Below are 26,661 nucleotides of genomic sequence, written 5' to 3'. Positions count from 1 at the left end.
ATCTTTTGCTTTTAGCGGTTAAACCGCTCCACCAACGAGTACTGCGTATTCGCCGTCTTCGTCAGCTCTTCACTCAACAATGCCGAGTTGTGCGCCTGTTCCGACGTCTGATCCGCCAGTTCCGAAATGTTGCTGATGTTGCGGCTGATCTCTTCCGCCACCGCACTTTGCTCTTCCGTCGCCGCTGCAATCTGCGTGGTCATGTCGGTGATGTTGGCCACCGCTTCACTGATCCCGACCAATGCCTGATCCGCTTCCAATACCCGCGCCACACCTTCTTCGGCCTGACGATGCCCGGCTTCCATGGTTTGCACGGCGCTGGACGCGGTCTGCTGCAACTTGGCGATCAAGGCGTGAATCTGCCCGGTCGATTCGCTGGTGCGTTGCGCCAACTGGCGAACTTCGTCAGCCACCACGGCAAAACCACGGCCCATCTCGCCGGCACGTGCGGCTTCAATCGCGGCGTTGAGCGCCAGCAGGTTGGTCTGATCGGCGATGCCTTTGATCACATCAACCACGCCGCCGATTTCGTCGCTGTCCTTGGCCAGTTGAGTGACGGTCAGGCCGGTCTCGCCGACGACGACGGACAAGCGCTGAATGGCTTCGCGGGTTTCGCCAGCGATGTCACGACCGCGACCGGTCAGGCGATTGGCTTCCTGCGTCGCGTCAGCCGTGCGCTGCACGTGGCTCGCGACTTCTTGCGTGGTCGCGGCCATCTGGTTGACGGCGGTGGCGACCTGTTCGGTTTCCACGCGTTGACGTTCCAGACCGCTGGAGCTGTTGTGCGCGAGGACGTCGGATTGCCTGGCCTGATCGGTCAGGTGTTCGGCGGTGTCCTGCAAGCGGGTCAGGCAGGTTTTCAGACGTGCTTCCTGGCTGAGGATCGACATTTCCAGACGCGCCTGCGCGCCACGGCTGTCGGTGTACATTTGTGCGATCAGCGGGTCGGACGTGGTCTGCTCGGCCAGACGCAGCAGGCGCTTGAGCCCACGCTGCTGCCATTGCAGACCCATCAGGCCCAGCGGCACCGACAAACCGGCGGCGAGGGCGAAGCCCCAGTGCGAGTTGAGGGTCGCGCCGATCACGAAGCTCAGTTGGCTGACCAGAATGAACGGCAACCAGTCTTGCAGCACCGGTAGCCATTTATCGCTGGAAGGAATCGCCGACTTGCCCTGGTTGATGCGTTGATAGAGTGCTTCGGCGCGGCGGATCTGTTCGGCGGTGGGTTTGATCCGCACCGACTCGTAACCGACCACCTGATTGCCGTCGAACACCGGTGTTACGTAGGCGTTAACCCAGTAATGGTCACCGGTCTTGCAGCGATTCTTGACAATGCCCATCCATGGCAAGCCTTGTTTCAATGTGCCCCACATGTGCGAAAACACCGCCGCCGGGACGTCGGGGTGACGAACCAGGTTGTGCGGCGCACGGATCAGTTCTTCACGCGAAAACCCGCTGATTTCAACGAAAGCGTCGTTGCAGTAAGTGATCACGCCCTTGGCGTCGGTTGTGGAAATCAACCGCTGCTGAGCCGGGAACGTCCGTTCGCGTTGTGTGATGGGCTGGTTATTACGCATGGCTTTTCAATCCGCAAGGCTTTGAAAGGTTGTCGGCGGTCGCGGCGTTTTATTGAAATTATTTTTCAGATTCAAGAATGGCGTCGCAAAACGGCCATTGCTTCAACCGGCAAGCATCGGATAAGTGAACAACGCAAAGTGCAGCAGATTCAGGCCGAAATGCGTGGCGATCGCCGCGCCCAGTCCGCCGAAACGGTAGGCCAGGCCATAACCGACACCGGCCAGACTCGCGAGCAACACCCACTGCCAACCGGCACCCAGATGCACCAGGCCGAAAATCAGTGAGGCGAGCAGTAGGGCGAGGTTTTCGCCGTAAGGCAGGTTTTTCAAACGACGGCTGAGACCGCCCTGTATATAGCCGCGAAACAGCGCTTCCTCGACCAGCGTCACCAGCAGCAGATTGTTCAGCACCCATAACCAGGCCTGATCGGGCCACTTCGGTGCCCACGCGATCACGCCGAGCAATACCGCGCCGCCGAGGGCGAGGATCACGCTCAAGGTCAGGGCGACGACGGTGGCGTAGACCGTCAGTCGCAACGAACGTCGCGCGACAATCCACGGGCAGACCAGCAACAGCCAGAAGCCAATCAACGGTTTGTCGAGATTGAGGTACATCGCGAATGGCACGGCGTCATCGGTGAAGCGTTGCGCATCGATAACCCGCGCGCTGGAGAAGCCCGGCAACCAGTGCAGCGCCAACGCTAACGCCAGCACGATGAACAGACCGTGACCGAGAAACCGCCCGACCGGCACCTGTTGCTGGCGCACGGCAAAGCCCGCGAACAACAGCAGCCCAAGCGAGATCAACGCCAGCCAGCCGAGTTGGCCGTGGCTCAACGCCAAACCGTAGCCGAGGCTGAGAAGGGCCAGATAGAGCCATGGCAAAGCCTTCATCGAAAGTCCCTGTGCACATTTGTGGAAGGGCTTTCTACACGGGCGAGGGCGTGGGGACAAGTGAAGTGTGGCGGCAAACCGGACACACAACCTGTAGGAGCTGCCGAAGGCTGCGATCTTTTGATTTTGGCTTTTCAAGATCAAGATCAAAAGATCGCAGCCTTCGGCAGCTCCTACAGGGATTTGTGTAGGGCTAGGGATCAGCGCAGGTTGAGTTTCGCCGCCGCACGCTCGGTAATTTCCGTGCGTAACTTCAACGAAGGCGCAGCGCGCAGGCGGGCCTCATCGACAACAGCGCTCGGCGCCGTCTCCGGGCTGCCCGAGTCAAACGGCGGCGCCGGCGCATATTCCAGCTGCAACTGCACCAGTTGCGCGGTATCCGCACCCACCAACTCGGCCGCCAACACCAAGGCAAAATCAATCCCCGCCGTAATCCCGCCACCGGTAAACAGGTTGCCGTCACGCACCACGCGATCCTTCACCGCAATCGCCCCCAGCGTCGGCAGCAGATCGTGATACGCCCAGTGCGTGGTCGCGCGTTTACCCTTCAACAATCCCGCCGCCCCCAGCACCAGCGACCCGGTGCACACCGACGTCACGTATTTCGCCCGAGCAGCCTGACGCTTGATGAACTCCAGCGTCGCTTCATCCTCCATCAACACGCCGACACCGCCACCCCCCGGCACACAAATCACATCCAGATCCGGGCAATCTTCAAATGTCATGGTCGGTTTCAGCAGCAAACCGGTGCTGGCGGTGACTGGCATCAGATCCTTCCAGATCAGATGCACCTGCACGTCCGGCAGCGAGGCGAGCACGTCATAAGGCCCGGTCAGGTCGAGTTGCTGAACCTGCGGAAACAACAGAAAACCGATCTGCAGCGTCATCGTTCTTGCTCCATGAAAAGGGGTGGACGGCTTCACTGTAGGCGCGTAGGTTCTGGCGCATACGCCAATAACCCCACGAATTACGCCAAATGTCCAAAACCATCCACGTACTCGCGTTTGCCAACATGCAGATCCTCGACGTCACCGGGCCGCTGCAAGTGTTCGCCTCGGCCAACGACATCGCCCGCCAGCGCGGTATGCCGATCCCTTATGCGCCGACGGTGATCGCCAGCGGCGGCGGGGCGGTGATGTCGTCGGCGGGGCTGGCGGTATTGGCCGAACCGTTGCCGCAAGAGGCGAGTGACACGTTGATCATCGCCGGTGGTTGGGGCATTTATCCTGCGGCCGAAGACGTGCCGCTGGTCGACTGGGTGCGCGAGCACGCTGCGAAATGCCGGCGGGTTGCCTCGGTATGTACCGGCGCGTTTCTGCTGGCGGCGAGTGGCTGGCTGGATGGTCGCCGCGTGGTTACGCACTGGACTCGTTGTGAACAATTGGCCCAGCAACATCCGAAACTGCAAGTCGAGGCCAATCCGATCTTCATCAACGACGGCCCCGTTTGGACGTCCGCCGGTGTCACCGCCGGCATCGACCTGGCACTGGCGATGGTCGAGGAAGATCTCGGCAGCGACATCGCCCTGGACGTCGCCCGGCATCTGGTGGTGTTCCTCAAACGCCCGGGCGGGCAGTCGCAATTCAGCGTGACCTTATCGCTGCAAAATCAGGGCAATCGTTTTGATGAACTGCACGCGTGGATCGCCGAAAACCTCACCTGCGACCTCGGCATCCCGACCCTCGCCGAACAAGCCGGGATGAGCGAACGCAGCTTCGTCCGCCACTACCGCGCCGACACCGGCCAGACCCCGGCGCGGGCGATCGAATTGATCCGCGTTGAAACCGCTCGGCGATTGCTCGGCGACACTGGATTACCGGTCAAACGCATCGCCGCCAATTGCGGGTTTGGCAGTGAAGAGACATTGCGCCGCAGTTTTCTGCGGGCGATTGGCGTGACGCCACAAGCCTATCGCGAGCGGTTTTCGGTCAGTGCTGCAACAGATCCAGTAATGCCTTGAGGGTTTGTTCGGGGGCTTCTTCGGGAATGTTATGCCCGACACCGGACAACACGCGCCGCTCATAAAAACCAGTGAAATGCTCCGCGTCTTCATCCTCTTGTGGTGCAGGGCCGACACCGTCGTCGGCACCGCACAAAGAAATGCTCGGCACGCTAATGGCCGGTTGTCGAGTCAGCAAATCTTCCATCGATTCAAACGCCGAATCTCCCGCGACATACATGAAACGGTGGCGATAGGAGTGGATCACCACGTCAACGAAATCAGGGTTGTCGAAGGTTGGCGCACTCAGAGGATAACGCTCGGCGCTGCGCGACCAGGTCGGTGACCACAGCTTCCATAGCAATTCACAAAACTCCCGACGATTTTGCTTCAGGCCCTCAACGCCACGTGGCGTGTGGAAGTAATACTGATACCAGAGCCGATGTTCGGTCTCGGGATCCAGCGGTCGAATCGAGTTCGGGATGTCCTGCAGGTTGTAGCCATCACCGGTCACCAGGCCGCGCACCCGTTCCGGAAATAACGCCGCGACGATGCATGCCGCGCGACCACCCCAGTCATAACCGCAGAGCGTGGCTTGTTCGATGGAGAGTGCATCCATCAAATCCAGCAAATCCTGAGCGAGTGCGGCTTGCTGGCCTGAGCGCAGTGTTTTTGCATCGTTGAAGCGAGTCGGCCCGTAACCGCGCAGGTACGGAACGATGACTCGGTAACCCTGAGCGGCGAGGAGCGGCGCGATCTCGTCGTAAGCGCGAGGGGAATAGGGGAAGCCGTGAAGCAGGATCACCGGCACACCGGTTTCCGGGCCATGCACCTCATAGGCAATGGTCAGGCTGGCGGTTTTGCACAACAGAATCGCTTTTCCACTCATACCGGGCTCCTGTTATCCGAACAGCACCTTCTGCCAATGATCTTCACTGATGATGGCGATCGGCACGCCGCTGTCTCTTAGCTCAACGGCTTTTTTGATCTTCGTACCATAGCTGCTGTGCAGCCACTGTTCATTGCCGATGCTGCCGATCACCAGATAGTGGATTTTCTTGCTGACACCTGCACCAATCAGTCCGCCGCGTTCTACGATCAACGATTCACACGCTTTGCGCGGCCCGTAAGCCATAACACCGGTAAACAGAAAAACGCGATCGGCACAGTCCAGCGACGGGGCTGGATTATCGAGCGGCAGGTTGTTGGGTATGCTGAAGGTTTGTGCTGCGCCCACTGGCAGACCGGCGAATTGGTGAAGTATCTCCAGCAATTCCACAGACTCTTCGGCATCCAGCACGCCATCGCTAAGCATGCCTTCAAGACGCCTGTAGAGAATATTGACTACCGGATCTTCCAGGTGCACCAAGTGCGTTTCGATCCAGGTTTTTAGAAACTCGGCTTCCTGCTGGTTAATCTTGCCGTCGGCGGCAAGCCCTGCCGCAATACCTGCAAGCGCATCCGCCGAACGCCTGTCGATCCGCGCTTCGTGAAAGAAACGGCTGTTTTGAAATTCCTGATGTAAATCGACCATCGATGCTTCTCCTTAAGCCTCAGCTTCCGCCACCTGATTGAAATACTTCGTCCGATCCGGCGTAAACGTCACCACCATTTTCGTCCGCGAGCACGTCAGTGCGCGTTCCTCACCCAGATCAATATCCAGATCCTCCCCACGCAAGCCTTGCCACTGTGCGAGGTATTTCAGTGAGCCGAATTTTTCGAGTTTTTTCAGGCTGCGGCTGACGCCTCCTTTCCAGCCGAGTACCGGCAGTTCGTTGGCGAGGCATTTGTCGGCGAGGTCGGGGAAGCGCGTGGCGCGCTGGCGGCCGATTTCCCAGCATTTGATCAGGCCTTTGTCGGCGTCTTCCCAGAGTTGGGTGCGGGTCAGGCCGCTGCGCAGCGGCGAGGTGATGGGGCGCTGGACGTGTTGGGTCATTCCGGTTCCTTGAAATTCGGGTTTTGTTGGACAGCTCCGCTGTGCCCGTTGGGTTTGATGGTAGGGGGGGATGTAACGGCTGGCAACAGGGTATTTCAGGGTGTGAGTGCGGGGTCTGGGGGAGGGGTGACGCGGCGGATGTTGAGCTCCTGTAGTCCATAGCCATGCGAATTTGTGGCGAGGGGATTTATCCCCGATGGGCTGCGCAGCAGCCCCAAAGTCAGAAAACTCGCTACTTCTGGGGGAATGAGTTGGAGGGTTTTGGGGCTGCTTTGCAGCCCATCGGGGATGAATCCCCTCGCCACAGGGGGTGGTGAAACATCAGTTTTTGCGTTTCAGTCCTACAAGCATGGGGGAACTTCCTACAGTCCCCGTCGAACATCACGGCTGCCACTCACTCTTTTCCCCATTCAATTTGCGATCCAGAAAACTCGCCGCACTGATCAACGCCAGATGCGTCAGCGCTTGCGGCGTGTTGCCCAGATGCCGCCCATGGCTGTCAAATTCCTCAGCGTACAGCCCCAACGGATTGGCGTATCTCAGCAATTGTTCAAATTCCAGGTGCGCCTTTTCCACCTGCCCGGCGCGGGCGAGGCATTCGACGTACCAGAATGAGCACGCGGCAAACGCGCCTTCGGTGCCGGATAGTCCATCAATATTGGCGTCATCGTTGCGATAGCGATAAACCATGCCGTCGCGCACCAGATGTTTTTCAATCGCCTCCAGTGTCGACAACCAGCGCGGATCCTTGGCACTGACGAAACGCACCAGCGGCATTAACAGCATCGAACCGTCGAGTGCGGTGCCGCCCTTGTACTGGACGAAATGTCCGCGCTCTTCGTCCCAGAAGTTGTCCCAAATATCGGCGTAGATCGCCTGCCGGGTCTGATCCCATTGCGCGAACGGTGCCGGCAGCGAGCGTTTCGAGGCGAGACGAATCGCCCGGTCCAGCGCCACCCAGCACATCAATCGTGAATGCAGAAAATGGTGCTGTTCGCCGCGCATTTCCCAGATGCCGACATCGGTGGTCTGCCAGGTTTCGCAGACCTGATCGACCACTTCGCGCACATGCTTCCAGCCTTCGTGGGAAATCGCGTCACCGTACTTGTTAACCAGATACACCGCGTCCATCAGCTCGCCAAAGATGTCGAGCTGGATCTGGTCGTAAGCACCATTGCCGATACGTACCGGTTTTGCGCCGCCGTGCCCGGACAGATGATCCAGTTCGGTTTCCGGCAACTCCTGTTGCCCATCAATGGCGTACAAAATGTTGAGTTTCATCGGTTGCCCGTGGCAATCGCTGACCCGTCCGCGCAGCCAGCCCATGTAGGCGTTGGCTTCGCCGACAAAGCCCAGACGCATGAACGCGTAGACCGTAAACGAAGCATCACGGATCCACGTGTAGCGGTAGTCCCAATTGCGCTCGCCGCCCGGTGTTTCCGGCAGGCCGAAGGTCGCAGCTGCGAGGATGGCGCCATGTTTGCGCGAGGTTAGCAGCTTGAGCGCGAGGGCCGAGCGGTTGACTATTTCTCGCCAGCGTCCGCGATAGATCGACTGGCCGAGCCAGTCGCGCCAGAACTTCAGCGTGCGCTCCATGCACAGTTGCGCGGCGCCTTCCTCGAAGCGTGGATCGTCTTCGCCACCGAGCAGGAATGCGGCGGTTTGATCTTGCTTCAAAGTGAAGGAAGCGACCGCTGCATTGGCGTCTATCTGCAGCGCTTGATCCGAAGCCAGGCGCAGTGACGGCTGACCTTCGGCGCTGAAAATCACCGTTTGCTCATCCATCCGCGCACGCGTGTCGGCCCGCGCGTAATCGTGGCGCACCGCGCAGCGCACGTGAAAAGTCGCCTCGCCGCTGACCACACGAACCCGACGCATCAACAGCGGCAAATCATCCTCGCTGTCGCCCACCGGCAGCAGATCGGTGACTTCAACCACCGCACGTTCGCTCAGCCAGCGGGTTTGCAAAACATTGGTGTCGGGCAGGTAGATCTGTTCGCGACGCGCATCGGGCAAATCCGGCGAGATCTGGAAGATCCCTGCCTCGGGGGTGTCCAGCAAAGAACAGAAAATCGATGGACTGTCGAACTCCGGCCAGCAGAAAAAATCCACGCTGCCGCGAACGTTGACCAGCGCCGCACTGCGCATGTCGCCGATGATGCCGTGGGCGTCGATGGGGCTTTGTCGTTCCAGGTGATGCTCAGCCATTGCCGCGAAACTCCGGATAGAGGCTCATGCCGCCGTCGATAAACAGGGTGGTGCCAACGATGTAATCGGAGGCGTCGGACGCGAGGAAAACCACCGCGTTGGCGACGTCTTCGACATCACCGATACGGCCGTAAGGAATCAGTTTAAGCAGCTCTTGTTCAGCATCGCCGGTGGTCGCGGCGGCATTGATCGGCGTGCGAATCGCCCCCGGCGCGATGCCGTTGATGCGAATGCGTTGATGGCTGACTTCCTGCGCGAGGGTTTGCATCAACTGATCGACGCCACCCTTGGACGCCGCGTAATTGACGTGGCCGGCCCAAGGAATGCGTTGGTGCACCGAACTCATGTGGATGATCTTGCCGGCGGCGCGGGAGACGCCTTCGCGGACGCCCTGACGATTGAAAATCCGCAGCGCGGCGCGGGCGCAGAGGAACTGCCCGGTGAGGTTGACGTTGATCACTGCGTTCCAGTCGTCCAGCGACATATCCACCGCCGGCGCGTCTTTCTGCATCCCGGAGTTGGCGATCAGAATGTCCAGCGAGCCGAAGGCATCGAGGGTTTGGGCGAATAGTCGTTCGACGTCGGCTTCCTTGGAAACATCGGCACCGATGGCCAGCGCCTGACCGCCGTCGGCGATGATCTGCCGGGCCAGTGCTTCAGCGGGCTCTGATTGACGGTTGTAATTGATGACCACCGCAGCACCGGCAGCGGCGAGGGCTTTGGCGGCAGCGTGGCCGATGCCGGAGCTGGCGCCGGTGATCAGGGCTACTTGTCCGGTGAGGGAGATGTGCATGCGATGGCGCGCCTTGAGTGAGGGCTTATTTAGCTGACTGGTCAGGGGCGTTGAGAGTTCAGAGGCGAGATCAAAAGATCGCAGCGTGCCGCAGCTCCTACAGGACTTTTGACCTTCCTCACGCCTGAATACGATACCGCGCGCTGTGTTTATGCCATTCCTGGTTGCCCGCAATCCACGTGGTCAAACCGCTCAGGTAACGCCGCACTAAAGGGTCGGCGTCTTTCAGTAGCCGTTGTTCCAGCGCCACGTATTCGCGCATGACCGCATCATGAATATCCGCAGTTTTGTCGATGGCTTCCTGCAGCGAGCAGTCATGTTTGGCCGCCAGCAGATAGGGCAGTTTGAAATCGCCCGTTTCGTTGAGGTGCTCTTTGTAAGCGGAATACAAGTCGTTGAGCAGCGTGGTGGCGAGGGACGCCAGTGCGCAAACGCGTTGCATCTCTGGTTTGGCGTAGACATTGGCCGGCACCTCATAGCCGCCGATGGGATCGATCAGCACCTGACAAGGCCAGAAGCTGTTGACCTGCCGGCTGGCCAGATACTCGGCGATGGTTGGCTTTGTGCCGTAGAGACGCCACGGCCCCTCGGCCGCCATGGCGACGAACATGGCGATGGTGATTTGTCGCACGCGGGCGACCTGCGAGGGTGTGCAGAAATGGGCGACCCGCTTCATGTACGCGAGCAATCCTCTCAACACGGGATCGTTCCTTTGCTGTTGCAGGAGTTCTTTTTTGTAGGGGGGAGGCAAGTAGACCGGGTCTATTCCGGTGACGGCAAATGACAACTTCTCGGCGACTTTTTCGGGGCAGCCACCCAACGATTGATCGTCGCAATAATGATCGTCCACCGCGAACAACGCCGCGAAACATTGCGCTGCCAGTAGTAATCTGTCGGGATCATCGGTGTCTGCATGACACAACATTGCGTAGCGCCCAAAGTCGCTCGCGCAAATTTTTTCCTGTTTGCCGGCAAAGATACCTATGCGCTTTATCCATGCCATCAGGCGCTTGTTGACGTCCCGGCCCAGCGCTTCATCAATGCGTGTCGGGGGCGGGCAAACAAGTGTGCGGACAACAAAGGGCGATACGGCGGCGCGCGATTGAGCTGTGTTGGTGGACTGATTCATGGCGAACTCCTTCGGCGGTGGAAGCGATCAGACGTTGTCATTGAGCAGCGTTTATAAAAGCGCTTTTTGCCCGAGAAGCGCACCTGTCAGACCTAACAGGTGCGCACGATTTTGCGACGAATGGTCGAGGTGCCAACGGCGCTCGGGATGAGCTGCGAAGCCTTCACATTCCACCAACAATTCCCTGCTTCCACGCCACCCGGCCCTATGGCAACTTGGCGGCCCTTGATGAGGCTGCAGTCCATGGCAAACCCCTACCGCGAATTGTTCAACGCCCCCGGCGCTCGAAATTTTGTCCTGGCCGGGATGATCGCGCGCATGCCGATTTCCATGACGGGCATCGGTGTGATCACCATGCTTTCGCAGTTGAAGGGTGGTTATGCGCTGGCCGGTGGCGTGGCGGCGACGTTTGCCTTGGCCACGGCGTTTTGCGCGCCGCAGGTGTCGCGGCTGGTCGACCGTTTTGGTCAGCGGCGGATTCTGCCAGTGTCGGCGTTGATTGGCGGCGGGGCGCTGTTGATGCTGTTGCTGTGCACGCGGTTGCAGGCGCCGGTCTGGACGCTGTTTGTGTTTGCCGCGCTGGCCGGTTGCATGCCGAGCATGTCGGCGATGGTGCGGGCGCGCTGGACCGAGATCTATCGCGGTCAGCCGCAACTGCAGACCGCGTACGCGCTGGAATCGGTGCTGGATGAGGTGTGTTTTATCGTCGGTCCGCCGCTTTCAGTTGGTCTGTGCGTCGCGGTCTTCCCCGAGGCCGGGCCTTTGGCCGCGTTGTTGGCGCTGGCGATTGGTGTCACGGCGTTCGTCGCCCAGCGCAGCACTGAACCGGCGGTGCATCCGCGTGAGTTGCAGCATCAGGGTTCGATCATTCGCTCGACCGACATTCAATTGTTGCTGGCGCTGATGATCGCCATGGGCATCATCGTCGGCGTGGTCGATGTGGTCAGCGTCGCGTTTGCCCAGCAGCAGGGGCAGCCGGCGGCGGCGAGCATTGTCTTGTCGGTTTACGCGATTGGCTCGTGCATGGCCGGCATCGCGTTTGGTGCGATGCGCTCGAAACTGCCGCTGCCACGCTTGTTTTTGTACGGCGGCGTGGCGACGGCGGTGACGACATTGCCGCTGTTGTTGGCCAGTAATATCGTCGGGCTGGCCATGGCGGTGTTTGTCGCTGGTTTGTTTTTCGCGCCGACATTGATTGTGGCTATGGCTTTGGTTGAGCGCATCGTGCCGCCGGCCAAGTTGACCGAAGGCCTGACGTGGCTGGTGACGGGGTTGAGTATCGGCGTGGCGATTGGTGCGGCGGGCTCGGGGGCGTTGGTCGATGCATTTGGCGCGCGCAGCGGGTTCTGGCTGGCGATTGCGGCGGGCGCGGTGGTGCTTGGCTCAGCCGTGCAAAGTCATCGTCATCTCAAGTAGGAGCTGCGGCACGCTGCGATCTTTTGATCTTTAAAGTCAAAAGATCGCAGCCTCGTTTTACTCGACAGCTCCTACAAAAGGGATCGAGTTGGGTTACCACCCCCGCCCCGAATTCACCCAGAAATTCACCGACAACGACGTCGATACCGACTCCACCTGATGGAACCAGCCCTCCGGCAAGAACAGCAAATCCCCAGCCTCCAGCGTCACCCGCAAAAACGTCACGTCGCGCGCCTTTGGGAAGCGCTGATAGTCCGGCGCATCCGGGTTGAAATCGCAGCCATCCAGTCCACCCTCCGGTGCTGTCGACCACGTGCCCAGGGCTTCACGGTGATGCGGCGCGGCGAGGGTGAAGGTCTTCTGCCCCCAGACCTGCGCGAACAAATTATCGGTGTCGTCGCGGTGCAGCGGCGTCAGTGTGCCCTTGGGCCCGATCCAGATTCGCGGCGGAATAAACAGCGACGCATCGAAGTAGGCCGGGTACTTGATCTGCTGCATCAACGCCGCCGGCAAGATGTTGTTGCCCATGTAGGCGGGCGGCTCACCGTCCGCACCTTTGCCCGCCGGACTGTCCAGCGAAGCGATGAAATCGGCCATCGACGTCGAACGAAAATCCCGTTCGGTGGAGAAGGTTTTCTTCACGTAATCGCCATGGCGGGTGATGCCTTGCAGCTCGGCGAAATGCACCAGCGATTCTTCGCGGCTGAGTTTGAACAGCGGCCAGTCGTGCAATGCGTTGCTGATCACCACGGGAATGCCGTGGGGCAAATAACGGCTTTTGAACTCAGTCACCGATAGCTCCTCGCGCGCACGCCGTTCGACGTTGACCTGGGTCGGCAGGCTGGCGGTGAGCTTTTCGCTGAAGCGCGGTGGCGTCGGGTAGCGCTTGTTCATGTCGACTTTTTCAGCGACCGCACCGCCACCGTTTCGAGCATGGTCGATGATCTGCGGCAGCATCGTCGCCAGCCCCATGTTGCCGCCAATCTTCAGGCGACCGCTGGCGAACAGCTCTTCGACATTGGCCATGCCGGCCATGATCCCGAGGAAATCCTGTTCCGCAACTTCAATGGTCACGTTCGGGCTCGGATGGCGCCCGGCCTCGGTGCGGCTGCTGGCCTTGACCTCAGACCAATAAGCCTGCTGCGCGCTAAAAACGAATTGGAAAACACCTTCAATACCGACGGCGCCGGCATTGGCGAACAGTTTGCTCAGGATGCTCTGCAGATCCACGGTGAATCCTCGTTATTGGTTTTATCTGAACGGTTAACGAGCACCTGTGTGGGCGATTTAGCCGGCGTCGACTAATTTGCCCGGGCAGTCAACCGTTTCTCTCTACAGACGAATTTTTTTGAGGGAAGTGTGGTGACCCAGCTGACTTTGCTGTGCCTGCCGTATTCCGGTGCCAGTGCGATGGTCTATAGCCGCTGGCGACCGAAGTTGCCGCAATGGCTGCAGCTCAAACCGGTGGAGCTGCCGGGGCGTGGTGCGCGCTTTGACGAGCCGCTGCAGACCGATATGCGCGCCTTGGCGATGCAATTGGCCAGGGAGTTACAGCCAACATTGAAGACGCCTTATGCGTTGTTCGGTCATAGCCTCGGTGCGTTGCTGGCCTGTGAGATGGCCCATGCACTGCGGGCCCTGGGTTGCCCTGAGCCGGTGGCGTTGTTCGCGTCCGGCACGGCGGCGCCGACCCAGCGCGCCGATTACGATCGTGGCTTTGCCATCGCCAAGACCGACGCCGAACTGATCGAGCAACTGCGCACGCTCAATGGCACCAGCGAAGAAGTGCTGGCCAATGACGAGTTGATGAGCCTGACCCTGCCGATCCTGCGCGCCGATTTTCTGCTGTGCGGCAAATTCGAGCCGCAGCAACGCCCACTGCTCAACTGCCCGGTGCACGTGCTCGGCGGCAAGGCTGACCGCGCAACTACTGAACAATTGATCGGCTGGAGCAAGGAAACCTCGGGCAGTTTCTCGGTGGACATGCTCGCCGGCGGGCACTTTTTCATCCATGAGCACGAAGCCAAAGTGCTCAAGGTGATCAAAGACCAGCTCGACATACACCATCGCCGCCACGCCATGGCCGCGACTGCCTGACACCATTCCTGTAGGAGCTGCGGCACGCTGCGATCTTTTGATTTTAAAGATCAAGATCAAAAGATCGCAGCGTGCCGCAGCTCCTACAGGAGCGGTCTGAAATCTCCGCTGTACCTCCCGCCTGATAGTTGTTCTCAATCGCTAATTTTTCCGGTCTGCATTCGTTTTATAGGGACGACGTGCCTTTGTGCTGCCTGCCTACTGATCCGGATGCCAAGAAATGAATGCAGAAGACTCCCTGAAACTCGCTCGCCGGTTTATCGGGTTGCCCCTGGAAAAGCGCCAGATGTTCCTTGCTGCCTTGCAGAGGGAAGGGGTGGATTTTTCGCGGTTTCCGATTCCGGCCGGGGTCGAGGCCGAGGATCGGCAGGCACTGTCTTATGCCCAGCAACGCATGTGGTTTCTCTGGCATCTGGATCCGCAGAGCGGCGCGTACAACCTGCCGGCGGCGGTGCGCCTGAGCGGGCGGCTGAATCAGCCGGCGCTGGAGCAAGCGTTCGCCAGCCTGATCGAGCGCCATGAAACCTTGCGCACGGTGTTCCAGCAGCAGCCCGATGACAGCCTGCTGCAAGTGCCGCTGCAACAACCGCTGGAGATCCAGCGCGTCGACCTCAGCGATTTACCCGCTGCCGAACGTGAATTACGCGTAGCTGCAGCAGCCGAAGAGCAATCGCTGCTGCCGTTCGATCTCGCCAACGGCCCACTGCTGCGCGTGCGTCTGTTGCATCTGGCCGAGCAGGAACACGTGCTGCTGCTGACCCTGCACCACATCGTTTCCGATGGCTGGTCAATGAACGTGTTGATCGACGAATTCTGTCGCTTTTACGATGCCCACGATCAGGGGCACGTGGCCGAGCTGGCGTCGATGCCGGTGCAGTACAGCGATTACGCGCTGTGGCAGCGGCGTTGGCTGGAGGCGGGAGAGCAGCAGCGTCAACTCGATTACTGGCTGGCGCAAATGGGTGACGAGCATCCGGTGCTGGAGCTGCCGCTCGACCGTCCGCGCCCAGTCTTGCCGAGCAACCGCGGCCGTCGCCATGAGCACGTAGTGGAGGCTGCGCTGGTCGAGCAATTGCGCGGCGTCGCCCGGCAGCATGGCGTTACGCTGTTCATGCTGTTGCTCGGCACCTTCAATATTCTGCTGCACCGTTACACCGGGCAGACCGACCTGCGCGTCGGTGTGCCCATCGCCAATCGCAATCGCCGCGAGATCGAAGGCCTGATCGGATTCTTCGTCAACACTCAGGTGCTGCGCGTGCAACTGGATGGCCAGACACCATTCGCGGAGCTGCTCAGCGCGCTCAAGGAAACCGCGCTCGGTGCTCAGGCGCATCAGGATCTGCCGTTCGAACGGCTGGTCGAGGCGCTGAAACTGGAACGCAGTCTGAGTTACAACCCGCTGTTCCAGGTGATGTACAACCACCAGCCGGAAGTCGCTGACGTCACCACCCTCAAGGTCGGCAGCGGTCTGGAACTCGGCGTGATCGAATGGGAAAGTCGCAGCACCCAGTTCGACCTGAGCCTGGACACCTACGAAAAGGGCGGCCAGTTGCACGCTGCGTTCACCTACGCCAGCGACCTGTTCGACGGCACAACCATCGAACGCATGGCGCGGCACTGGACACATCTGCTGCACAGCATCGTCAGCGATCCACAGCAACGGGTCGGCGAGATCGGTTTGCTGCAAGCGCAGGAGCTTGAGCAACTGACTCAGGACTGGGGTCGTCACGACACAACATGGCCGAGCGAGCGCCCGGTGCATGAGCTGTTCGAAGCGCAGGCCGCGCAAACACCTGATGCCATCGCGCTGATTTTCGACGGTCAGCAACTCACTTATGCACAGCTCAACGCCCGCGCCAATCGTCTGTCTCGCACATTGCTGGCGCAGGGCGTCGGCCCGGAAGTGCTGGTCGGCGTTGCGGTTGATCGCGGGCTGGAACTGATTGTCGCCATTCTCGCCGTGCTCAAGGCTGGCGGCGCGTATGTGCCGCTGGATCCGCAATACCCGCGCGACCGCCTGCTGTGCATGATCGAAGACAGCGGCAGTCGTTTGCTGCTGACGCAAAGCCATTTACTCGAACGTCTGCCGATGCCGCACAACGTGCGCAGCCTGTGCCTCGATCAAGCCGAAGCGTGGGAATTTACCGACGACAGCAATCCGCAACGCGCGGTGTGGGCGGATAACCTCGCCTATGTGATGTTCACGTCGGGCTCCACCGGCCGCCCTAAAGGCGTCGGCATCAGCCACGGTGCGCTGAGCAAACACGCCTTCGCTTCGCAGCATTACTACGCCTTGAGCGCCGCCGATTGCGCGCTGCAATTCGCCACGTTCAACTTCGATGCCTTCGGCGAGCAACTGTTTGGCCCGCTGACCTGCGGCGCCTCGGTGGTGCTGCGCGGCAACGAAGTCTGGGACAGCGAAACCCTGTATCGAAATATCGTCGCGCACGGCATCACGGTCATGGACTTGACCACCGCTTACTGGAACATGATTGCCAAGGAATTCGCCGCCGCCGGCCCGCGTGATTACGCCGCGCTGCGTCAGGTTCACAGCGGCGGTGAAGCAATGCCGCCGGAAGGTGTGCAGGCCTGGCGCGTGGCCGGGCTGGAGCACGTCAAGTTGCTCAACACCTACGGCCCGACTGAGGCCACCGTCACCGCAACCACGCTGGATTGCAGCGATTACGTGTTCGGTCGTCAGCCGTTGCCGCTGACCATGCCGATAGGTCAGCCATTGCCGGGACGTCATGCCTATCTGCTGGATGCTGACGCTCAGCCGACGCCGATTGGCGTGGTCGGTGAACTGCTGATTGGCGGTGAGTTGCTGGCGCGGGGTTACTTCCAGCGCGCGGATCTGACCGCTGAACGTTTTATCCCAGATCCATTTTCCACCACGGGTGCGCGTCTTTACCGCACTGGCGACCTTGCGCGTTACAACGCCAATGGCCAGATCGAATACGTTGGCCGCGTTGACCATCAAGTAAAAATCCGTGGCTTCCGTATCGAACTGGGCGAAGTCGAAGCACGTCTGCTAGAACTCGATGCCGTCAAAGAAGCCGTGGTGCTGGCGGTGCAGGGCGGCAGCAGCCTGCAACTGGTGGCGTACGTGGTGCCGAAAGACACCGCTGTGGTTGCCGCTTCAACCGAAGCCCAAGGTGCCGCGCGCGAAGCGATCAAAGCGCAACTCAAGGACAGCCTGCCGGATTACATGGTGCCGACGCAGCTGTTGTTCCTCGGTGCATTGCCGCTGAGTCCGAACGGCAAACTCGATCGCAAAGCACTGCCGGCGCCGGACGCCAGCCAGATGCAGCAAGCGTTTGTCGCGCCGCGCAGTGCGCTGGAACAGAAAATCGCAGCCATCTGGCAGGACGTGCTCAAGCTCGAACAGGTCGGTCTGACCGACAACTTTTTCGAGTTGGGCGGTGACTCGATCATCTCGATTCAAGTGGTCAGCCGTTCGCGTCAGGCCGGGATTCATTTCAGCCCGCGCGACCTGTTCCAGCACCAGACCGTGCAAGGTCTGGCCAGCGTCGCCCAGCAAGGCAACGTCGCTGTAAGCATCGATCAAGGCCCGGTCAGCGGTGAGTTGCCGCTGCTGCCGATCCAGCAGACGTTCTTCGCCGACGAGATTCCTCAGCGTCACCACTGGAACCAGGCAGTGCTGCTGCGCAGTCATCAAATTCTGAATGCCGAGGCTCTGTTGCAAGCGCTGAATGCCTTGCTGGTGCAGCACGATGCTTTGCGTTCACGCTTCGTCGAAAGCGCTGAGGGTTGGCGTGCAGAAGTGGCGCCGGTCGCGACGGATCCTGAGCTGTTGTGGACGGCTGACCGTGTCGACGCTGATGATCTGCAAGCGCTATACGCCAAGGCCCAGCAAAGCCTGAACCTGCAAAACGGCCCGCTGTTGCGCGCGGTACTGGCGACCGTCGCCGATGGCGGTCAGCGTCTATTGCTGGCCGTGCATCACTTGGCGGTAGACGGTGTTTCGTGGCGGATTTTGCTCGAAGATTTGCAACAGGCTTATCAGCAAGCAGTGCAAGGCACGAGCATCAAACTGCCGGCCAAAACCAATTCGTACAAGGCTTGGGGCGAGCATCTGCAAGCCTATGCCGCGACTGACGCGGTGCAGGCCGAGCTGCGTTTCTGGCAGCAACAACTCGACGGCGCGGCGCTGGATCTGCCGTGCGACAACCCGCAGGGCAGCTTGCAAAGTCGCCACGCTCAGGTGCTGCACAGCCGCCTCGACAAAACCTTCACCCAACAACTGCTGCAACAGGCGCCGGCGGCGTATCGCACGCAGGTCAACGACCTGTTGCTGACGGCGCTGGCGCGGGTGATCTGCCGCTGGAGCGGTCACGCCGACACGCTGATTCAACTGGAAGGTCACGGTCGCGAAGACCTGTTCGACGACGTCGACCTGACCCGCACCGTCGGCTGGTTCACCAGCCTGTTCCCGGTGCGCCTGACCCCAGCGGATTCGCTGGCGGACGCGATCAAGCAGATCAAGGAACAACTGCGCGCGATCCCCAACAAGGGCATCGGTTTTGGCGTGCTGCGTTACCTCGGCGACGACGCGGCGCAAGCCTCGCTCAAAACGCTGCCGCTGCCGCGCATCACCTTCAACTACCTCGGCCAGTTCGACGGTAGTTTCGATGCCGAGGAGGGCGCACTGTTCAGTCCGGCCGGTGAGCGCGCCGGGCTCGAGCAAAGTCTCGATGCGCCGCTGGACAACTGGCTGGGCGTCGAAGGCCAGGTTTACGACGGTGAACTCGACCTGCGCTGGACGTTCAGCCGCGAGCAGTTCAACGAGGCGACCATCGCCCGTCTGGCCGACGAATACACTGCTGAACTGCAAGCGCTGATCAACCATTGCTGCCTGCCGGAAAGCATGGGCATCACGCCGTCGGACTTCCCGCTGGCGCACATCGCTCAGGCACAACTGGATGCGATCGCAGTGCCGGCCGCCGGCATCGAAGACATTTATCCGCTGTCGCCGATGCAGCAGGGCATGCTGTTCCACACCTTGTACGAACAGGGCACCGGCACTTATATCAACCAGCTTTGCGTCGATGTCGACGGCCTCGACCCCGAGCGTTTTCGTGCGGCGTGGCAAGCGACCATGGACGCCCACGACATCCTGCGCAGCGGCTTTATCTGGCAGGGTGAATTGCAGGAACAACTGCAGATCATCCATCGTCGTCTCGAGTTGCCCTACGCCTTGCTCGACTGGCGCGCACGCCCTGACATCGCTCAGGCACTGAAGGATTTCAGGGCTGCCGATCTGGCGCAGGGCTTCGATTTGACCGCGGCCGGTCTGCTGCGCGTAACGCTGATTCAAATCGCCGATCAGCGTCATCACCTGATCTTCACCAACCACCACATCCTCATGGACGGCTGGAGCAGCGCGCAGATGCTCGGCGAAGTGCTGCAGCGTTATGCCGGCCAGCAACCGCCGCGTCCGCTAAGCCGTTACGCCGATTACATCCAGTGGCTGCAACGTCAGGACGGCGCCGTCAGCGAAGCGTTCTGGCTGGCGCAACTGGCCGACTTCCATGAGCCAACCGTGCTCGCGCAAGCCGCGGCGGGTGGCGGTGAGGTGCGTGCCGAGCGCGGGCATGCGCTCAAGCATTACGCGCTGGACGCAGCGCGTACGCAACGCCTGAACGAGTTTGCCCGGCAGCAGAAAGTCACCGCCAACACCTTGGTGCAAGCCGCGTGGTTGCTGCTGTTGCAGCGTTACACCGGCAGCGCTTGCGTGGCGTTCGGCACCACCGTCGCCGGGCGTCCGGCGGAACTGGTTGGCATTGAGCAGCAAGTCGGCCTGTTCATCAACACCTTGCCGGTGATCGCCGGTTCGCATCCGGATCAAAGCGTAGCCGCATGGCTGGCGACGGTGCAGGCGCAGAACCTCAGCCTGCGCGAGTTCGAACACACGCCGCTGGCGAACATTCAGCGTTGGGCCGGGCAGGGCGGCGCGTCGTTGTTCGACACGCTGCTGGTGTTCGAAAACTTCCCGATTTCCGAAGCGCTGCAACACGGCACTGCGCAAGGCGTGGTGTTCGGCGAAGTGGCCAACCAGGATCAGACGCACTACCCGCTGACGTTGGGCGTGACACTGGGCGAAACCCTCGCGCTGCACATGAGTTTTGATCAGGCGCATTTCAGTGTCGCGACTGTCGAGCGTCTCAGCGCGCAACTGCTGCATCTGCTGGAGCAATTCGCCGAATCTGCCGAACGTCGTCTCGGTGAAATCGCCTTGGCAACGGCCGAAGAACACACCCGGCAGATCCTCGAAAACCAACCGCAGGCGTACCCGGTCGATCTCGCTGTGCATCAACGCTATGCCCGATTGGCGGCGCAACAGCCGGATCGCACCGCAGTGATTTTCGACGGCCGACACTTCAGCTACGGCGACATCGATGCTCGTGCCAACCGTCTCGCCCATGAACTGGTGGCGCATGGCGTTGGCGCCGAGGTGCGTGTCGGTGTCGCGCTGCCGCGCAGCGAAGGTTTGATTGTCGCGCTGCTGGCGGTGCTCAAGGCGGGCGGCGCTTACGTGCCGCTGGACACCAGTTACCCACGCGAGCGGCTGGCGTATCTGATGGAGGATTCCGGTCTGGCGCTGTTGCTGACCGATTCGCGGGTGACGGCGCAATTGCCGATCGCTGACACCCTGACCGTGCTGGAACTCGATCACCTCGACCTCAGCGCGCACCCGGCGCAGGCACCGATCGTGGCGCTGGATCCGCACAACCTTGCGTACGTGATTTACACCTCGGGTTCCACCGGCAACCCGAAAGGCGTCAGCGTCAGCCACGGCCCGCTGGCCATGCACTGTCTGGCCATCGGTGAGCGCTATGAAATGCGCGACAGCGATTGCGAATTCCACTTCATGTCGTTCGCCTTCGACGGCGCCCACGAGCGCTGGCTGACCAGCCTGACCCACGGCGGCTCGCTGCTGATTCGCGACGACAGCTTGTGGACGCCGGAGCAGACCTACAACGCGATGATCGAGCACGGCGTGACCGTGGTCGCGTTCCCGCCGGTGTACTTGCAACAACTGGCCGAGCACGCCGAGCGGGTCGGCAATCCGCCCAAGGTGCGTATCTACTGCTTCGGCGGCGATGCGGTGCCGAACGCCAGTTTCGAACGGGTCAAGCGTGCCCTGAATCCCGAGTACATCATCAACGGCTACGGCCCGACCGAAACCGTGGTCACGCCGCTGATCTGGAAGGCCGCTCGCGACGAACCGTGCGGCGCCGCGTACGCGCCAATCGGCAGCCGCATCGGTGATCGCAGCGCCTATGTGCTGGACGCCGATCTGAACCTGCTGCCGCAAGGCATGGCCGGTGAGTTGTATCTGGGCGGCAGTGGTGTGGCGCGGGGTTATCTGAACCGTCCGGCGATGACCGCCGAGCGTTTTGTCGCTGACCCGTTCAGCCGTAGCGGCGGCGTGCTGTATCGCACCGGCGACCTGGTGCGCCAGCGCGCTGACGGCACGTTCGACTATCTGGAACGTATCGACAATCAGGTGAAAATCCGTGGTTTCCGCATCGAACTCGGCGAGATCGAAGCCAGTCTGCAAGCCCTTGATGGCGTGCGCGAAGCGGTGGTTGTGGCGCAGGAAAGCGCCGGCAGCAAACGCCTGGTCGCCTACGTGGTCAGCGATTCGCCGCGCGAAGATTTTTCCGAGCAACTGCGTGAGCAGCTCAAAGCAACGCTGCCGTCACACATGGTTCCAGCCTACGTTTTGCGTCTGGAGCGCATGCCGCTGACCCCGAATGGCAAGCTCGATCGCAAGAACCTGCCGAAGCCGGATGTCAGCCAATTGCAGCAAGTCTATGTCGCGCCGCAAAGCGCGCTGGAGCAGCAACTGGCGACCATCTGGCAGGACGTGTTGAAGCTGGAACGCGTCGGCCTCAGCGATAACTTCTTCGAGCTGGGCGGCGATTCGATCATCTCGATTCAAGTGGTCAGCCGTGCCCGTCAGGCCGGTTTGCGCTTTACCCCGAAGGATCTGTTCCAGCATCAGACCATTCAGGCGCTGGCCGCCGTGGTGCAAACCGGCGAGCCGCTGCAACTGATCGATCAACAACCGGTGACCGGTGCAACGGCGCTGCTGCCGATTCATCAATGGTTCTTCGCCCAGCCGATTCCTGATCGTCATCACTGGAACCAGTCGGTGATGCTCAAACCGACCCAGGCACTCGACGCGCAAGTGCTCGAACAAGCACTGGACGCACTGGTAGCGCATCACGACAGTCTGCGTCTGGACTTTGCCGAACAGGCGCAAGGCTGGTCGGCGCAGTACCGCGATGTCGCGACGCAAGCGGGCGAAACCGTGCTGTGGCAAGTCGAGGTCGCCGATCTGGCGGCGCTTGAGGTGCTGGGCAATCAGGCTCAGCGCAGCCTGCAATTGAGTGACGGTTCGCTGATCCGCGCGGTGCTGGCGAACCTCGCTGATGGCACTCATCGCTTGTTATTGGTGGTTCACCATTTGGTGGTCGACGGCGTGTCGTGGCGGATTCTGTTCGAAGATCTGCAGAGCGCTTATCGGCAGATTCTGGCGGGTGCGACTGTGCAACTGCCGGCCAAAACCAGTGCGGTCAAAGCCTGGGCCGAGGCGCTGCAAGACTACGCCGCGAGCGCGCCGCTGCAGGCCGAACTGGGTTTCTGGCAGCAACAACTGCAAGGCGCCTCGACTGAGTTGCCTTGCGACAACCCGCACGCCGGTCAGCAACACAATCAGGCGCAATCGATCCGCACGCAACTGAACAAAACCCTGACCCGCCAGCTGTTGCAGGAAGCCCCGGCGGCCTATCGCACGCAAGTCAATGACCTGCTGCTGACCGCACTGGCGCGAGTGATGGTGCGCTGGACGGACGACGACAGTGTGCTGGTGCAACTCGAAGGTCATGGTCGCGAAGACCTGTTCGACAACGTCGATCTGACCCGCACCGTTGGCTGGTTCACCAGCGTGTTCCCGGCGCGATTGGCGCCGGTCGCCGACCTCGGCGCTTCGCTGAAACAGATCAAGGAGCAACTGCGCGCGATCCCCAACAAAGGCATCGGTTTCGGTGCCCTCGCGCACCTTGGCGACGCCGCTGCACAGCAAGCGCTGCAAGCCTTGCCGAAACCGCGCCTGACCTTCAACTACCTCGGCCAGTTCGACGGCAGCTTCGATGCCGGCGACGACGCCTTGTTCGTGCCGACCAGCGAATCCGGCGGCGAAGAAGTCAACATGGCCGGCCCGCTGGGCAGCCCGTTGGCGCTGGACGGCAAAGTCTTCGGCGGTGAGCTGGATCTGAGCTGGACGTTCAGCAGCGAGATGTTCAACCCGGCGACGATCCAGCGTCTGGCCGACGATTACCTGCAAGAGCTCACCGCACTGATTGCGCATTGCTGCGACAGCGCCAACCGTGGCGTGACCCCTTCGGACTTCCCGCTGGCGACGCTGACGCAGGCGCAACTCGACGTGTTGGTGCAACAGCCGCAGTCCGTCGATGACATCTACCCGCTGTCGCCGATGCAGCAGGGCATGCTGTTCCACACCCTGCTCGAACAGGGCGGTGGCGACTACATCAACCAGATGCGTCTGGACGTCGACGGCGTTGATCCGCAGCGTTTCCGCGCGGCGTGGCAAGCGGTGGTCGATGCGCACGACATTCTGCGCACCGGGTTCTTCTGGCAGGGCGATCTGGATCAACCCGTTCAAGTTGTGCAGCGCCATCTGGAGGTGCCATTCCGCGTGCTCGACTGGAGCGCTCAGACTGATCTGGACGCGGCACTGCAAACCCTCGCCGATGACGAGCGCGCACAAGGTCTGGATCTGAGCGTGGCACCGCTGCTGCGCCTGGTCTTGGTGCGCACCGCTGCCGATCGTCATCACTTGATCTACACCAACCACCACATCCTGATGGACGGCTGGAGCAGCGCGCAGTTGCTCGGCGAAGTGTTGCAGCATTACAGCGGTGAAACGGTGGCGCGGCCGAGTGGGCGTTATCGCGATTACATTGGTTGGTTGCAGCGTCAGGACGCCGGTGCCGCGCAAGCCTTCTGGCTCGAGCAATTGCGTGAACTGGATGAGCCGGTGCGTCTGGCGCAGGTGTTTGCGACACCGACGCAAAACGCTGAGCCTTATGCCTATGCGCAGCATCGGGTGCAGCTGGACGCGACACAGACTCAGCGTTTGAGCGACTTTGCCCGCGATGCGAAAGTGACGGTCAACACGCTGGTGCAAGCGGCCTGGCTGCTGCTGTTGCAGCGCTACAGCGGCAAATCCTGCGTGGCGTTCGGCGCGACGGTGTCGGGGCGTCCGGCGGATCTGCTTGGTGTAGAACAGCAGATCGGCCTGTTCATCAACACCTTGCCGGTCATTGCCAGCCCGCGTCCGGAGCAGCGTCTCGGCGACTGGTTGCACGGCGTGCAGGCGCAGAATCTGGCGCTACGCGAGTTCGAACACACTGCGTTGTTCGACATTCAGCGCTGGGCGGGATTGGGCGGTGAGGCGCTGTTCGACAATATTCTGGTGTTCGAGAACTACCCGATTTCCGAGGCGCTGGAACAGAGCTCGCCGCAAGGCCTGCGTTTCGGTGCCGTGGATAACCTGGAGCAAACCAACTATCCGCTGACGCTGTCGGTCAGTCTCGCTGCCGAGCTGGCGGTGCAATTCAGCTATCAATGCGCACAGTTTACGGCCGCTTCGGTCGAGCAAATGGGCCTGCACCTGCAACGCTTGATGCTGCAAATGATCGACGGCAGCGAACGTGCACTGGGTGAATTGAATCTGCTCGACGCCGCCGAAACCGATCAGCAACTGTTGACGTGGAATGCCAGCGCAGCGCCTTGGCCCGAGTCGCGCTGCATCCACCGATTGATCGAAACGCGCGCCAGCCAGACGCCTGACGCGACAGCGCTGGTGTTCGGTGAGCAATGCTTGACCTACGCCGAGCTGAATGCGCAGGCCAACCGTCTGGCCCATCGCCTGATTGCCCAAGGGGTTGGCCCGGATCGTCTGGTCGGCATCGCTTTGGAGCGCGGCGTGGAGATGATTGTCGGCTTGCTGGCGATCCTCAAGGCCGGTGGCGCTTACGTGCCGCTGGATCCGCAATACCCGAGCGAGCGTTTGGCGCACATGATCGAAGACAGCGGTTTGCAGTTGTTGCTGACTCAAGCGTCGTTGCTGCAAGTGCTGCCAATTCCGGCCGGTGTGCAGACGCTGGTGCCGGGCTCCCTCGAAGAGCCGATCAGCGCTGCACAGGCGGCCAATCCGCAGGTGGCGGTCGACGGCGATAACCTCAGCTATGTGATCTACACATCGGGTTCCACCGGCAAGCCGAAAGGCGTGATGGTGCGCCACGCGGCACTGGTCAATTTTGTCGCGAGCATGGCCCGTGAGCCGGGGCTTGTGGCGACTGACCGCGTGCTGTCGCTGACCACGTTCTCCTTCGATATTTTCGGGCTCGAGTTGTACGGCGCGCTGTTCAGCGGGGCTTGCGTGGTGCTGGTGGACAAGCAGAGTGCGCACGACCCGCAGGCGCTGCTGCAAATCATCGATCAACAACAGGTCAGCGTGGTTCAGGCGACGCCGTCGACCTGGCGAATGTTGCTTGATCATCCACAGGCTGCGCGGCTTGCAGGGCGTATATGCCTGTGTGGCGGTGAAGCGCTGGCGGAGGATCTGGCCGCACGTCTGCTCGAGGTCGCCGGCCAAGTCTGGAACCTTTACGGGCCGACGGAAACGACGATCTGGTCAGCGGCTTATCAACTGACGGCCGAGCAGCGCCAGCCTTACCTTGGTGGGCCGATTGCCAACACCACGCTGCACATTCTCGGCGAACACTTTGCGCCAAACCCGGCCGGTGTGATCGGTGAATTGCTGATCGGTGGTGATGGTCTTGCGCGGGGTTATCACGAGCGGCCGGCGCTGACCGCCGAGCGCTTCCTGCCCGATCCGTTCGGCAACGGTGCGCGGCTGTATCGCACCGGTGACCTGGCGCGTTATCGCGCTGACGGGGTGATCGAGTACCTCGGGCGGGTTGACCATCAGGTGAAAATTCGTGGCTTCCGCATCGAGCTGGGTGAAATCGAAGCCTGCCTGTTGGCGCAGCCGTCGATTCGCGAAGCTGCGGTGGTGGCACAGGAAGGGCCGGGTGGCTTGCAACTGGTGGCCTACCTGATTGCGGCGAAGCCACAGGACGCCGAGCTCGCAGCCCTGCGCGACGCGTTGAAATCGGCACTGGCACCGTTACTGCCCGACTACATGATGCCGGCGCACTGGATGTTGCTGGAACGTTTCCCGCTGACCCCCAACGGCAAGCTCGACCGCAAGGCGCTGCCGCTGCCGGACGCCAACCAACTGCTGCGCGCCTACGTGGCGCCGGATGGGGCGCTGGAACACAGCGTCGCCGCCATCTGGCAAGACGTGCTCAAACTCGACCGGGTAGGGCGCGACGACAACTTCTTTGAACTGGGTGGACATTCACTGTTGGCGACTCAGGCCACCGCGCGACTGCAACTGGAGCAAGGGGCGGCGGTGCCGCTGGATCTGCTGTTCCGCACCGCATCGCTGCGCGAGTACGCCGAACAACTGGCTGTTCACCTGACCCCTCACTCCAGCGAAGACCTGAGTGAGATGCATGATTTCCTGGCAGACCTGGAGACCCTTTGAAA

14 protein-coding genes are annotated in these 26,661 nt (G+C 61.0%); 4 read left to right on the top strand and 10 right to left on the bottom strand.

The window, feature by feature from the left end:
- Positions 1 to 11: 11 nt before the first annotated feature.
- From ACP3TY_RS15945 to inhA, 3 genes are all read right to left on the bottom strand, one after another.
- Positions 12 to 1,577, bottom strand: coding sequence for a methyl-accepting chemotaxis protein (locus tag ACP3TY_RS15945; RefSeq protein WP_159813758.1), 1,566 nt, complete (start codon positions 1,575 to 1,577; stop codon positions 12 to 14).
- A gap of 102 nt (positions 1,578 to 1,679) precedes the next feature.
- Positions 1,680 to 2,471 carry a CPBP family intramembrane glutamic endopeptidase gene (locus ACP3TY_RS15940; protein WP_426617963.1) on the bottom strand — a complete coding sequence of 264 codons (792 nt, stop codon included), beginning with the start codon at positions 2,469 to 2,471 and terminating at the stop codon, positions 1,680 to 1,682.
- Positions 2,472 to 2,671: 200 nt separating this feature from the next.
- Positions 2,672 to 3,358, bottom strand: coding sequence for an isonitrile hydratase (inhA, locus tag ACP3TY_RS15935; protein ID WP_426617962.1), 687 nt, complete (start codon positions 3,356 to 3,358; stop codon positions 2,672 to 2,674).
- Between the two features lie 89 nt (positions 3,359 to 3,447).
- Between inhA and ACP3TY_RS15930 the strand changes: the two genes are divergently transcribed.
- Positions 3,448 to 4,431: a GlxA family transcriptional regulator gene (locus ACP3TY_RS15930; protein WP_426617961.1), complete on the top strand. Its 984-nt coding sequence runs from the start codon at positions 3,448 to 3,450 to the stop codon at positions 4,429 to 4,431.
- Here ACP3TY_RS15930 and ACP3TY_RS15925 read toward each other — a convergent pair.
- From ACP3TY_RS15925 to ACP3TY_RS15900, 6 genes are all read right to left on the bottom strand, one after another.
- Entirely contained in the window at positions 4,400 to 5,299 is a 900-nt protein-coding gene (locus tag ACP3TY_RS15925) for an alpha/beta fold hydrolase (RefSeq protein ID WP_426617960.1), read from the bottom strand. The genes ACP3TY_RS15930 and ACP3TY_RS15925 overlap by 32 nt on opposite strands.
- A gap of 12 nt (positions 5,300 to 5,311) precedes the next feature.
- The gene (locus ACP3TY_RS15920; RefSeq protein WP_426617959.1) at positions 5,312 to 5,944 is read right to left on the bottom strand and encodes a BRCT domain-containing protein; all 633 of its coding nucleotides are present in this window, start codon (positions 5,942 to 5,944) and stop codon (positions 5,312 to 5,314) included.
- A gap of 12 nt (positions 5,945 to 5,956) precedes the next feature.
- Complete coding sequence (locus ACP3TY_RS15915) at positions 5,957 to 6,346, bottom strand: hypothetical protein (RefSeq protein WP_053118822.1); 390 nt, start codon at positions 6,344 to 6,346, stop codon at positions 5,957 to 5,959.
- A 381-nt stretch (positions 6,347 to 6,727) separates the two neighbouring features.
- Positions 6,728 to 8,554, bottom strand: a complete 1,827-nt coding sequence (locus tag ACP3TY_RS15910) for a glycoside hydrolase family 15 protein (protein ID WP_426617958.1) — start codon at positions 8,552 to 8,554, stop codon at positions 6,728 to 6,730.
- Positions 8,547 to 9,347, bottom strand: a complete 801-nt coding sequence (gene fabG / locus ACP3TY_RS15905; protein ID WP_159813774.1) for a 3-oxoacyl-ACP reductase FabG — start codon at positions 9,345 to 9,347, stop codon at positions 8,547 to 8,549. The genes ACP3TY_RS15910 and fabG overlap by 8 nt, the downstream gene beginning before the upstream one ends.
- 118 nt (positions 9,348 to 9,465) lie before the next feature.
- Complete coding sequence (locus ACP3TY_RS15900; protein WP_426617957.1) at positions 9,466 to 10,476, bottom strand: terpene synthase family protein; 1,011 nt, start codon at positions 10,474 to 10,476, stop codon at positions 9,466 to 9,468.
- A 243-nt stretch (positions 10,477 to 10,719) separates the two neighbouring features.
- On the opposite strand from ACP3TY_RS15900, the gene ACP3TY_RS15895 reads away from it, so the two are divergent.
- Positions 10,720 to 11,892, top strand: a complete 1,173-nt coding sequence (locus tag ACP3TY_RS15895) for an MFS transporter (protein ID WP_426617956.1) — start codon at positions 10,720 to 10,722, stop codon at positions 11,890 to 11,892.
- Positions 11,893 to 11,985: 93 nt separating this feature from the next.
- On the opposite strand, the gene ACP3TY_RS15890 is transcribed toward ACP3TY_RS15895, so the two are convergent.
- Positions 11,986 to 13,122 (bottom strand): cupin-like domain-containing protein, encoded by a 1,137-nt coding sequence (locus tag ACP3TY_RS15890; RefSeq protein WP_426617955.1) that lies wholly within the window; start codon positions 13,120 to 13,122, stop codon positions 11,986 to 11,988.
- Positions 13,123 to 13,254: 132 nt separating this feature from the next.
- On the opposite strand from ACP3TY_RS15890, the gene ACP3TY_RS15885 reads away from it, so the two are divergent.
- Together ACP3TY_RS15885 and ACP3TY_RS15880 are read left to right on the top strand one after the other, a co-directional pair.
- Positions 13,255 to 13,989, top strand: coding sequence for a thioesterase II family protein (locus ACP3TY_RS15885; RefSeq protein ID WP_212544378.1), 735 nt, complete (start codon positions 13,255 to 13,257; stop codon positions 13,987 to 13,989).
- Between the two features lie 220 nt (positions 13,990 to 14,209).
- The gene (locus ACP3TY_RS15880) at positions 14,210 to 26,659 is read left to right on the top strand and encodes a non-ribosomal peptide synthase/polyketide synthase (RefSeq protein WP_426617954.1); all 12,450 of its coding nucleotides are present in this window, start codon (positions 14,210 to 14,212) and stop codon (positions 26,657 to 26,659) included.
- Positions 26,660 to 26,661 lie beyond the last annotated feature (2 nt).

Source organism: Pseudomonas rustica (genome assembly GCF_049959085.1).
Classification (GTDB): Bacteria; Pseudomonadota; Gammaproteobacteria; order Pseudomonadales; family Pseudomonadaceae; genus Aquipseudomonas; species Aquipseudomonas rustica.
Note: the sequence above shows the minus strand (reverse complement) of the source record. Positions and strands in the feature narration are given on the sequence as shown.